The following is a 13103-nucleotide window of genomic DNA, read 5'->3' on the forward strand; positions in this document are numbered from 1 at the left end:
CAAGTAGAAAATGTACCGTTTGGCAATTAAAAATGCACACTTGCCAACCAGGGTATCATCGATTCATCAGTGAATCCTTATGACGAAAACTATCACGATTAAAAACAATCAAATGCGAATAGTGAATGAGACGATCAATGAATGCTTCCGTCAGTATTGGATCGCCAAAAACGTGATTCCATTGGCCGAACTGTAAGTTCGTGGTTATGATGACACTACGCTTTTCATAACACAGATTGATCACTTGAAACAGTAATTCTGCTCCTTGCTTGTGAAGGGGTACATAGCCTAATTCATCAAGAATTAATAGATCCAGGCTCTCTATTTGTTTAAACAGCCTACCGAGAGTTCCTTTCTCGTTAACCTCTAACAGGCTGTTCACGAGTTGAGCGACTGTATAGAAGCGCACCCGTTTTTGGCTTTTTTGGATGCAGTTCCAGCCTGCCAAGGCTGCCATAAGCGTTTTCCCGACCCCGACGCCTCCATATAGGATTAAATTCTCTTTTCTCTCTATGAACCTGCCTTGCAAGATTTCTTCCTTTGTAATGTTTCCATTCATATGAATACCGTGCCATTCTAGCTGCTTGCCAGATATATCCGGCAAACAGGATTGACTGAGAAGGAGATTGAGCTTCCGTTCCTCTCGTTGCTGTATTTCCCTTTCGAATAAGCAGAGCAGAAATTCTTCATGTGTTTCAGCTTCCACCGCGTGATAATTCTCCCGTATCCAACTTAATTTCAAACGCTTGGCATGCTCTTCAATGAGGCTTCTCACCGCTGCTCACCTCCTGGCATAATCATCAACCGATCATAATGAGAGAGGCCTCTGCTTGAATTTCTAGTTGATGGCACTGAAGGCGGAAGCGACAGTGTTTCTCGAATGCCTCGTCCATTCACAAGCTGATAATAGACGTGCTTGATGGATTCCGTGGTAGGATGTCCATGTTCGGATGCAATCCGTAGGGCTTGTAGAGATATGTCGAAATCCTGTTCCTTTAATATGACGGATAAAAGTTGGAGAGCATTCCGTTTCTCCTCGACTGTACATTCACCGAAAAAGGCTTTCCATTCCTCCGGCAATTGATCGTAGAATGAGCTGTATTTCAAAGCGGTTGGCCTCTTTGCCATCAAGGTCAGATAAGGTTGCCAGTCCATCGACTTCTTTGTCTCCCCATATAATCTGGGGTGGCGTACGATCACTTCATTTTCCTCGTTCAGAAGCGAGATCGTATCAAATGAGATCTTCGCCAAGACCGCTTGTCCCGCAAAGCGTGGCGAAGTGGAATATTGCTTTTGGTCAATACGGACGATTCCGTATTTATCCGCTTTGACCTGCTCGAACCGAACGCATTCGTACGCTTTACCGGGCAGTTGGAGGAAGCGCTCCTTGTCTTCCAAATATAGTTCGGCAATCAGGGTATCCTTTTCATAGTGGCAACGTTTCCGATCCCCCAGGCTCCAATTCAGGGTCTTCTCATTCAAGACCGACAGGTCTTCATAGTGGATTTCCGGCAACAGATAGTTGTTTCGTATGTATTTGACCATCGCTTCCACGTGCCCTTTCTCGTTTCCGCTTCCCGGATTGCAGAATTCATATTGGAAGCCATAATGGGCAACAAAACGAGCGAATTCCTCTGTTACTTGCCGTTCCCCGTTTGGCAGCACTTTCTTCACCGCAGGTGACAGGTTATCGAAACGGATCGTATGCGGCACGCCTTCTAGAAAGGCGAACATGTTCGTCAGTCCTTGTAGAAAACACTCCCGGTTTTGGGAAGGGAACACTTGAAACAGGAATGAATTGCTGTAAGGGAATGAGAGGACGAGGAAGGGCAAGATGACCTCTTTTCCCCTGTGCTTAAAAGGAGCTTCCCCAAAATCTACCTGTGCTGTGCCGGCCTTCGCCTCTAACGGTAAGGCAGTGTCATTGCTCTCGTCCAATAAGGCGGCTTTCCTTTTCGCCACATAGGCACGAATCGTACGGTCAGAGCCTTGGAATCCATGTTCCGAAACGAGAAGAGTATAGATTCGCTTTGCGGTTCTTCTGAACTTCTTTTTCTTCCCCATATCTTCAAGTAGCCATTGATCAACGATTGGTTTAACCGGATCCATTACATTGGCTTTCCTTGTCTGTACAGACTTCACCTCCTGATTGAAATCCTCCATCTCCGAATACTTCTTGATTGTCCTGCGATCCATATTCATCTGTCTTGCAACAGAAGAGTAGGAGCGACCTTTTGTGTTTGTTTCATGTCTGATATAATTGACTTCAGCCATTGCTAACATCTCCTATATACCTCCCATGAACGTTATGCCCAACGGGGAGTGTATGTTTTTTAATAGATGTTGGCAAGTGGCTCTTTTTAATATGAGCATAAATTAGCTGCCATTTAGTACATTTAAATCATGCCATAAACATTTCTCCAAAACACTGTGAAATGACTCAATGTGAGCGTTTTTATTGGGTGTCTTTGGAGGAATTCGCTCATGCACCGTTTGGAAATGCTGACAGGCTTCTTCAAAGGCATGGCTAATAAACTGTGGACCGTTATCCGTACGGATAACAGGGCGATCATCACAATTGAATTGCTGCCGTTTCCACAAAGCACGTTGGAGAATCTGAGCAGCATGTTTTCCTTCGCAGGTCAGTCCGAAATGGTAGTCCACGATCGCTCGATCATAGACATCAATGAGACTCATCAGGAAAAAGAAACGCTGTTCTCCTACGATAAATCCGTATTTTACGTCCATCTCCCACAATTGATTCGGAGCGGTAATCTCTCGGTTGTTTGCCAACTTTCGAGGATGTTTCCTTTTCTTTTGTCGTTGTGGTTGCAGGAGTTCTTCTTCTTTCAGCAAGCGGTAAACCTTTTTCTTGTTGATGACCAGTTGGTGGTCTCGCCGTAGGCAGACGGTAAGCTTTCGATATCCATAAGCAGATTCTTCATCGGCAATCAGCTCGGATAGCCATTCTTTGATTTGTTCGTCACTGACAGGTTGTCCGTCTTTTGACAACGAATAACCGGGTATAGGTCTTCCTCCGTGATAAACGCGAGGTTTTTGGGAGGCTTTGTTTTTTCGGTAATAGTAGGTTGCTTCCAGGATGCCGACAATACGTAGCACTAGTTTGGCTGTGTACCCCAGCTGTATCCACTTGTCGGCTATTTCCATTTTGTCCGATAAGCTGGGTTCACCTTTTTTACAAGATCACGAAGGATCGCGATTTCCAAGTCCTTTTCTCCCAGTAATTTCTTCAGTTTATCATTCTCCGTTTCCAGTTCCCGAAACTCTCCTGGACTTGGTGTATAGCTTGTTACAGCTTTAGCTTCGGAAGACGTATTCTGCCAATCTGCGTGTTTGGAGTCACGTATCCATCGATACAGCATTTTAGGGTCTATCCCATGCCGTCTGGCTACTTGGCTAGCGTTTCCTACTTCGTGGGCTTCCTGGATCAATTGTTGTTTGAACTCGATTGAATAGCGTCTCCGTTGCATAAAAATATCCCCCTCTGTTCTTCTGATATCAGCTTAACAAGATAAGGGGGTATGACTCAAATCCAATTTTGGGGCTTAAAAGAATTCCCTCCACTAGCCGCTAGTGATGACATCCCTTAGGCACATTGCAATACTATTTCAATAAAATACATACATCATCGCTCGGTGTTACGATAGTTGCATTCTGTTTAGCACGAGTAACCGCAACTCTTAGATTTATGCGTGCTTGATCCATTTCTTTTTTACTTGCATCATGTCGAACTATCTTGCCTTGGTAACGCCCTTCGTATACAAAAACTTCATCAAACTCCTTACCCTTGGACTTATGAATTGTCATTACATGAACACCCTTCCATACCCTTGTGGAAGTTGAAAAATGTTCTTGAAGAAGAGCATTTCGGACGGCTTCTGTCGCCCCTGAATAGTTTCCATAATCCTTCCATAGATTACTCAAGTTTATTGATAGAATCGAACCCTTATGCAACAATCTTAAAAAATGAGCATCATTCTCCACCTGTTTAAGGTAACCGGATGTGGAACTTTTAATTAAATTCCGTACAGTTATCCAATCTCCACCTGGATTTCCAGTAAACTCAATCTTGGTACTTTCAGACATTATTCTTTGACATTCCTGAATTGCCAACTGTCTATTCTTGCCGCGGATCTTTCCTGATTTAATATATTCAAGAAGTGCTGATGAAAAATCAAGATCAGCTTTACTTGGAGTTTCATCTCCTTTTCTTCCTCGAATGTGTTCACATAAATCACCAATAAGTCTATCTGCATTTGTTTGCTTTTGTGAGCCCAATTCAAGAACCCCCGCAATCAATATCGCTGCTAAAGATGGGCCAGCTGTTTCGAGTGCCACCTCATGTTTAATTTGGGGTATTACATTGCCATTGGCAAGAGTATGAACTGTACTAAAACAGCTTGAAATCTCCAACATCAACCTCTTAGAAGGTACTAAAACTGCTATTGACCAATCCTTCCGACCAGCATCGATTATTTTTTTACGTGCCTTTAAAACTGTAAACTTTAAATCTATGTGAGGATATCCTTGACGAAAAGGATATCCTAAAAAGTGCACATTCTTATATTTCCTACCTATATTTTTGCCACTTAAAATATCATTTCCAAATTGCACTATATCCGTGTCTTTGCTACGATTGTTCTCTATACCGAAATCAAATTGAGTTGGATGAAATTCTTTAATATATTCTCCAATTCGTGCAGGGTCTGCTCCTCTAAATTCATAGATACGTTGCTCGGCATCAGCAAGGGCAATTAGCCTGCTCCTTTTCCCAATAGCTTTAATAAACTCCCATTCATCTGAATTTGTATCTTGGAATTCATCAAGAATAACAACCGGATAGGCAGCCGATATAACTTTAGCTAATGCATTACTTCTAGATAGGAGATCGGCACCAATTCTCGCAAACAAATCAAAATGAAGAATTCCCTCTTCTTTGAAAAGCCTATACTTCTCTTCCTCACGAGCTTGTTTACCCGAAATATTTGCAAATCTTGATGCTGCTTCTGGCGGAGGGAGGAGACGAATTGGGGCATTGGAATTTATTAGGTAACCATGGCATTTTAGCAAATTCCATATAAAACCATGATATGTATTAATCTCGAGGTGGCTTCGTATTTTATCAGAAATAAGAAGACCAACTTGTTCTTCAACACGAGAAATAGTCGCCCTTGCAAAACTTAAAAATAATATAACCTGACCTCTTTTAATTCCTTCTTCTTCAATTATCCGTTTTGCTTTCAGTAATGCAATCGTAGTCTTGCCTGAACCAGGGCCTCCCAGAACTAAAAGATTCCCCTCAGTCTTTAATAATTGTTTTTTCTGCTCTGAGAGTTCAAACATAGTTAGAAGCCCCCTTTCCTACTCTGTTTCTATATGTTCTGATGTTTCATCTACATCTTCCCCGTCAACATCCACGATAGTTTTACCTTTTAGATCTCTTTTCGATTATAACTTGAATTGATTTTACTATGCTCACAAGAAATTCTGGCATTTCATCTTTAGAGCATTGACCTAGAAAATCAGCCGCACTTCCATTTGCCTTCGATTTTGTAAAGAATTCTCTGAGTGCTTTTTTTAAATCATCAAGTGGAATTGTTTCAGTGGGTTTTTGGGCGCTCATATGTGAAGGCCAGTCTCCATCGTTAACTAACATGAGGGCATAACGACGAAGTGCTTCTCCCTTAGACCCTTCAAGTATGACATCCTCAAATCCTTTTTCTTGTGCTTCAAAGGGATAGTCCACTGCGCTCTCAATAGCCCTTCTATTTTCATCACTTTGCTTGTCAAAAACTGCAAATGTCGTTTTACCAAGTTTTCGGAAATACTCCCCGATCGGTGCTACTTGCGACTCTGCTTCAGCATTTACTATAGCAACACCAAGTTCTTCAAATGTCTTGTATTCTTCTCCATGCAGTTCCTGTAATCTTCTTGCAACAGCTGGGAAAGAATCATATTCCGTGCGACCTTCAGTAATTAATACTCTGCGGGCCAACAGTGCTTCACAGAATCGTCTTCGGAATTCATCCCGATACTTTTTAGGTTTGACTGATGGTGGATATTTAGCTGGAACTCCTGTCAATTTCCCACCTACACGATTGATGACTAATATCTCCGAAGGATCAAATTCTTCAAGTACATATGGAGAATGCGAGGTAAATATAGCTTGTGCTGACTTAGAACTTACACTTTGTATGATACGCTTTTGGGTATATGGCGGTATCGCAATTTCAGGTTCCTCCATAGCAAATATTACATTTTGTTTTAATTCCGCAATCATGGATAATAGCGTAAGGACTAAAGCATTAATGGTACCAGTACCTTGATGCTGGAATGGAGCTGCATATTCTGTTCCATCATCGCGAATTGAGCCTGTAGCCATAAAGACAGTAAGTATTCGCCTTAAGTTCGCTCTAGTTAAATCTGAAACTCGCAAATGAGGATTATCAGCCCAATCCGATGGAACAAATGATTGCACGGAATTTTGTACAGATTCCAAGATTCCAGAAATACCTAGTTCAGGATTTTCAGCAACTGATATATCTCTCAGCTGTTTCAAGACATCTTCCCACATAGGAAGACGCAATTCATTCAAGCGTAGAATTATATCAAGTAACGAGCCCCGTTCCAAACTTAATGCCCGAGAACCTGTACGAAGTGTTCTTAGGAATAGAAATCCACATACCCTCTTATCTTTTGTTCTGAACGGTTCATATGTACCATCGTCTTTTTTAGGAGATAAGAAGTATGTTCTCCCCGTAAAGTCATCCTCATCAGCATCGTAATTCCCCTTGAAACCCAATCTGATAGCTGCTACTACGCTTTCTTTATCTGTTGATTCCGGCGGAGGGCCGTCAATTAATAAATTATTTTCATTATCCCACCACTCGAGATGATTTCGAAAATACCTTTGTTGTTCATCACTTAGATCAACAATAATAACTTCAATATTTATCTCAACCGGATTTCCTTCCTTATCCAAGTACTCACCCGCATAAAAGTCATGCTCATCAATGACAGGTGACCTTGATAACCGCTCAGGACCAAGAACAAGATCAATCGCTTCTAATATTGTTGATTTTCCGATATTGTTATCTCCTACTAGAACTGTACGACCAGTTAAATAAATTTCACACTCTTTAATTCCCCTGTATCTTTCAATTTTTATTTTTGCTATTCTCATCCCACTACCTCCAATTAGGGGTTATACAAGGATACGACGAGCCAGTCTTTGCTCACCCAACACCATGTAACCTTGAATATAATAAACATACGTATACTCAGCAATGTCCGCCAAATCCTCAAGGTATTCCTCTGACGGAAAGAAGTCTCTATTGTCCGTCAAAATAATGAAGCGCGGCTCACCGTTAAAACGCTCACTATAGAAATCGACTCTCGCCAATGGATCAAACATTTTCACATTGCTCCGACCATGTTGGCGTTCGTAGGCTTCTACAACCTCTTTGTAGTCCACAGATAAAAGCCTCTCCGAAACTCCTCTTGGAACTACTTCTAGCTGCATGATTCGTTTCGGCGGTTTCATGGTAATATTTTTTTGTCGTTCAACCTGGGTTAGCCGGTTTTCTTTTCGCAATTCGATATCAATAAGACTTGCATCCAATTGATTGATTAAAGCACTGTTGCGATTATCATGATTATCTCGTTCATATTCAGCTCTGCGGTCCATCAGCTCATGTATTTGCTTCGTAAATGTTTGATCAAGATACTGATGAACGCGGTTTAAATATTGATTGCGCTTAGCCCTTACATGATCTCTAATCTCAATGGCTTGCTGAACCGCCGCTGAACGCATGGACTTATCATCAATGACATCCAATACCATTGGCTCCCCAATAAACTGCTGCTGAAATAGCCAATAATTATCGAGTCTAAACACCGAGCCATCTTCTTTTCTAGCGATGCAGATGACTTCACCATCAAGCTCTTTACCAGTTCCATCAACGACATTGACTGAATAAACGTCCACTGTCATCGGCTCTGGAATGGGGTATGAGACCATAAACCGCTGAACTGTCAATTTATTTTGATCTTTCTGAGCTAGTAACATAGACAGTCGAAATAATGGATGATCGTCGGACAGCAGCATTACATTTTCATCACTATATTCGGAGTACGGTGTAAAACGAACTGCCTCATTCATTTGACTATATGGTAAGTTATGGATTCGGCATAAGTCCCTGATGTACTTAGGAAACCGATCAATCCGCTTTACTTTCTCCTGTTGTGATGAATATACCCGAATGTTGTTCCTGACCAACACCTGTTCGGCAAATTCAGCATAACTACGATGGGACAGTTTCGATACGGCTATGTCATGCTGTTCACGTCTCATTTTCGGCAAATCAAATGCATCTTCGGCTAATCGCTCTTGTTGGACAAACTCTAGCAATCTTTGGTGCTCTTCCGATATCGATCGTTCCATGGATGCTATTATGTCATCTAGATTTTCGCGTTCTAAAATTGCAGCTTGCATGAGTGAAGGAAGATCGTGATCTTCACCATTAAATATCTCACCGATAAAATCATATACAAGATCCGATCCAAGGTCGTTGCGCATACGATCCATCTTATCCAGCAAACGAATCATGACATCGCCTTCCCGAGTATTGGATGCCACCAAGTTAAATACAGCTACGTCGTTTTTCTGGCCGATACGATGGATTCTACCCATTCGTTGCTCTAATCGATTCGGATTCCATGGGATGTCGTAATTAATCATCTGATTACAGAATTGCAGATTGATCGACTCGCCGCCGGCATCCGTGGCAATCATTACTTGACATTCATTACGGAATAGTTCTACTTGCTTTCTTCGCTCATCCATTGAATATTTACCAATGATCTTGGCCACTCTTGGGAGTCTCTCTAGTAGTCTCTTCTCCAAATACTCCAGTGTATCGGCAGACTCCGTAAAGATGAGCAGTTTCTCCCCTTGGTTCAGCAAACCATTTAAACCAAATAAAGTCCGTTCCAATTCATCGTATTTTCGTTCGATTGCATTAGACTTCAAGTAAGCTGTTTGCTTGATTAATCGAGACAATTGGTCGATCTCAATTTGAAGCTCCTCCGTATCAACTTGGTCTACGGCTTGCTCAAGCTGTTGTTCTATCTTTTCTTGCAAATCCAATGCTTCATCGGAATACTCGTCTATATTTATAGTTTTTGTTTTATCGATAAATTTTTTACGTTCTTTTACTGTCAGCTCTAATAAATGCTGCAATCGTTTTCTGCGACGTCGTAGTGACAAATCGATTGCCGCAATAGACGAACTAAGACGGCGTTGAAGAAGCATCATAGCAAACGCTGTACTATTGCTTCCAGAATTAATAGCCCGATTAAAATAATGTCGTACGTAGTTCGTTACATCCTCATATAGCTGTAACTCTGGCTTAGAGAGTTCATATTGAATCGTTTTCACTGTACGCTTTGGAAATAGTGGTGTCCCGTCAAAATTCTTTATATTCTCTTTCAATCTTCGAATAATAAATGGATTAGCTTTCTCCTTCAACGTTTCATTGACAGATAGACTCGAGAAAATATCTCCATCAACCAATTTCATCAAGTGACGAAAGTTTTCCATATCGCCTTTATGCGGAGTAGCGGTGAGTAAAACACAATGTTCACTACGGCGCAACAACAATTCACCAAGTTGATAGAGTTTCGTTTTGGACGTCTTTTTATTGATCGTACCGTGTGTATATGCAGCCATTTTATGTGCTTCATCCACGATAACAAGGTCAAAATCGACTTCGCTAAGCATACTTTTCACTTCTTCTCGTGCCGCCCAATATACGGAGGACAGGCATAAGTCATGCTTAAAAAAAGGATTTTCAGACCCATATTGTTTGACGGTAGAACGATTGATAATAAAAAACTGCTCCCCAAACTTCTCACTGAGTTCCTCTTGCCACTGCTTTAGTACAAGTGGCGGAACAAGAATCAGAACCCTTTGGATACGATCACGAGCCATCAACTCTTTTATGAGCATGCCGGACATGATCGTTTTGCCTGCCCCTGGATCATCCGCAAGTAAAAAACGAATTTGAGGAGTTTGAAGCATACGACTATATACAGCTTCGATTTGATGAGGGAGCGGGATCAATTTTTTATTCCCCAAAGCCCTCTTGGAGGAATACTTTGTATCCATTGAGAAAACAAAATACTGTAGATATTGTTGCAACTCTTGCGCGTTTACTATTTCTGATGTAACAGACTCATTTATCCTCTTAAAGTTTTCCAAATCGCTTCGTTCGATCATCAATTCGTAATATTGATTCGATTCCCGTCCAATAGCTGAAATATTAACAAAATACTCGTCTACCAGTTCAACGCTGTTAATCTCCACCGTTTCCGGAAACTGGGGAGCACGTACAATATCGCCTTTGACTAGCATAATCATCACCCACTTTGCAAAAAGACTCTGCCGCGGCGCACGCGAGCAGAGTTAGCGTTTATTTAAGCCCAACTAATAACCGTCCAATTCCTTGACGTGTAATCTCCAAATGATTACCCGAAAGCTCAGATTCCAGTACACTTAGTTCGAATGGGAAAATACAGGGCTCTCCAGATAAATGATTTAGTTCAATGACGGTCTTACCTGTAACGATAAGTATGACTTGTACGAGCCATTTCTTTAATTCCGTCGATGAAATATTTATTTTCGCTGCCATGGTATGAGAATTACGCTTCCCCATTTCTAGGACTCCCCAGGAGCGAAGTGAACTAAGTACGGCATTCACAGATACTTCAACCCGCCGCCGTTCACCGTACAGCCCTTTGATCTTACGGCCGATCTGTTCGCTAGTCACCTCATCTTGCAAGTGAAACAAGTAGCCTAGCTGCTCTACCGTATCCTTAAAGAAAGGATACGCAAGGAGACACATGCCCCAATGAAGCACAATCTTTTCTTCCCGCGTTGCATGTTGAAACATCTCCAACGCCCTGTCACGAAGCTCGATATGCTCGTCTGAAACTAAGAACCAAATTTTAAACAAAATCGAACGGGCATTCGCACGCGATTTTGCTCCTCCAATATCGGCCATGAGCCGTTCATCAACCAATTGGTACAATGCATCCCTTGATGACATTCTAGGGATTTCATTCGCAATAAAATCAAGCTGATGAAGTTGAATTTTTTGATCGAAACCGACTGCTTTTTTCATCGTACACCTACATTATCTTTTTTTGAATGTGGACAAAAGGGACAATAACCTCTTCTATGCTTGCACCGCCATGACTTACCACAATCTCACCTTCACGAACGAAGGCTTCTCCTGATTGAGCGATTAGGACGTAATAGTCATCCGGCAATCCCGTACCTGACCATCGTTTACTTGAATATTGTACTGCGGCCTGATCCCTTAGGACAACATCGCGATATACCCTTACGCGCTCCCCACGGGTTTCAGGAAGTGTCCCATCATTTGTTCGCCCTACCCCCTTACTTTCCTTGTTTCCATGATCGGAGGTAAGATAAACATTGAAACCCGCGTTCAACAAGTCCAAAAGAAGGGTTTGCAAATATCTTTGTTTCAACCACACGTCAATTGCAGCATACATGCCTAACTGGCCTTGTATGGTATGGTGAGTGAGTTGATCGATCGTATCGATAACAAGGCCGGCAACTTTGGTGTTCGATTTGGCCAATGCTGCAATATTGGATCGATCATATTCTCCTTGTCCTAAACCGCGTTCGTAAGTAACATAAACTGAGGGAACGCCATTTCTTTCCCAGACTGTCTTCCAGGCTTTTTCCTCTTTGGACGTTGTGTTAATGGAATCGTAGAAGAATCGCGGAATTTCGCCAGAGAAAATAGACTGTCTGGATACAGAAGTTAGGGTAGGAATCCACGCGAATGAACCATAGACCTCACACTGAAAATCTTTCACTAATTCCCGCTCCATTTGAGCCCATTGAACAAAACTCAGCCCATCACAGACAATAAGCGCAACCTTCTCTTGTCCCTTCAGCCTGAGCACCTCAACCGTTTTATGCACCATTACCGGAGCATTTCGATCCGTTAACGTAGCCAATGATCCATAGTGATCCGATAACCACTGTTCAAAACCTGCCTCAACTCTTTCCTCCATGTCTACTAATAGGTTGCTGTCCTCATCCTCAAGCTGCACTTCTAACAAGATACTTTTTGCCTTCCCAAAGAGACGAGCGATCTGTATCCAGGTGCGGCGATCTGGTGAGGAAGAAAGTAACGTCTCCACCTGTCGCTCTATTTCTTTCAGCATTTCGATTTTCTGTCGCTTATCATCATAAGATACGCCCCAGAAGAACACATCCGGGAAAGAATCGAGATTAATCGGAACAGGGGACAGATCGCCTTCGATGAAAAGCATGCTTAACACTGCACGTACCTCGGGGTCCCAAAAAGCATGTGATTCCGGAAAATGGTCTTCAACAAATCCATGCCACTCCTGCTGCAGATACTGCACAAAAGCGTGATGTGAGGATATCCAATCTTGAATAGGAACATCCGTTATTCGATGTTTCAGATCGTCAATCAGATATTGTTGTATCACTTCTGGAACTTCACACTGAAGTCGATGATATCGCATGGCTAGCATCAGACAATCGGATAGAGAATGCACGGAATCATAGGATATCCCATAGACTTGTCTTAAGATAAAGTCAATCGTTGCCCGTTCGGAAGATACCGTGCCACTGATGGTTATACCGGATAACAAGTCCAATGTTCGTGTATCCAACTGGCGTACAATATGAGCAGAAAGTCCGGGGAACAGACCGCTTTTCCGCAATTCAACCTTCTGTGCATTGCTCCATATATCAAAGGGGATTTCTCTTAAGTCTTCCAATTGGCTGACAACAACGCAATTTACATGTTGATCTTTGTTCTTAAATCGGCTTTCCATTTCGTAACGAAATGACGCTCGATCCTGAAGCTTTATAATTTCTAATCCTTGCCCCGTTAATGTGGAAAGGATGCTCTCATCTTCAAGCAATTGGTCCGGATCGCTAACGATCGTAAGATGGGGGAAAGGTGCTTGAAAACATTCAAGCACCTTTTGACGCCAACCGTTCAATCCGT

9 protein-coding genes are annotated in these 13103 nt (G+C 42.2%); all 9 read right to left on the reverse strand.

The window, feature by feature from the left end:
• Positions 1–55 precede the first annotated feature (55 nt).
• Positions 56–775 (reverse strand): IS21-like element helper ATPase IstB, encoded by a 720-nt coding sequence (gene istB / locus JD108_RS14965; RefSeq protein WP_007780154.1) that lies wholly within the window; start codon positions 773–775, stop codon positions 56–58.
• Entirely contained in the window at positions 772–2283 is a 1512-nt protein-coding gene (istA, locus tag JD108_RS14970; RefSeq protein WP_007780157.1) for an IS21 family transposase, read from the reverse strand. The genes istB and istA overlap by 4 nt, the downstream gene beginning before the upstream one ends.
• A gap of 93 nt (positions 2284–2376) precedes the next feature.
• Positions 2377–3168 carry a DDE-type integrase/transposase/recombinase gene (locus tag JD108_RS14975; RefSeq protein ID WP_198826830.1) on the reverse strand — a complete coding sequence of 264 codons (792 nt, stop codon included), beginning with the start codon at positions 3166–3168 and terminating at the stop codon, positions 2377–2379.
• Positions 3159–3491 (reverse strand): transposase, encoded by a 333-nt coding sequence (locus tag JD108_RS14980; protein WP_025848869.1) that lies wholly within the window; start codon positions 3489–3491, stop codon positions 3159–3161. Before JD108_RS14980 ends, JD108_RS14975 begins: the two co-directional genes overlap by 10 nt.
• A 133-nt stretch (positions 3492–3624) precedes the next feature.
• Positions 3625–5364 (reverse strand): UvrD-helicase domain-containing protein, encoded by a 1740-nt coding sequence (locus tag JD108_RS14985; protein WP_198826831.1) that lies wholly within the window; start codon positions 5362–5364, stop codon positions 3625–3627.
• Positions 5365–5446: 82 nt separating this feature from the next.
• On the reverse strand, positions 5447–7204 hold the full coding sequence (locus JD108_RS14990) for an ATP-dependent nuclease (protein ID WP_198826832.1): 1758 nt from the start codon (positions 7202–7204) through the stop codon (positions 5447–5449).
• Positions 7205–7225: 21 nt separating this feature from the next.
• Positions 7226–10435: a DEAD/DEAH box helicase gene (locus tag JD108_RS14995; RefSeq protein WP_198826833.1), complete on the reverse strand. Its 3210-nt coding sequence runs from the start codon at positions 10433–10435 to the stop codon at positions 7226–7228.
• Between the two features lie 58 nt (positions 10436–10493).
• Positions 10494–11204: a hypothetical protein gene (locus JD108_RS15000; RefSeq protein ID WP_198826834.1), complete on the reverse strand. Its 711-nt coding sequence runs from the start codon at positions 11202–11204 to the stop codon at positions 10494–10496.
• Between the two features lie 7 nt (positions 11205–11211).
• Positions 11212–13098: a BREX-3 system phosphatase PglZ gene (gene pglZ / locus JD108_RS15005; RefSeq protein ID WP_198826835.1), complete on the reverse strand. Its 1887-nt coding sequence runs from the start codon at positions 13096–13098 to the stop codon at positions 11212–11214.
• Positions 13099–13103: the final 5 nt, after the last annotated feature.

It is taken from the genome of Brevibacillus composti, from assembly GCF_016406105.1.
Lineage (GTDB): Bacteria > Bacillota > Bacilli > Brevibacillales > Brevibacillaceae > Brevibacillus > Brevibacillus composti.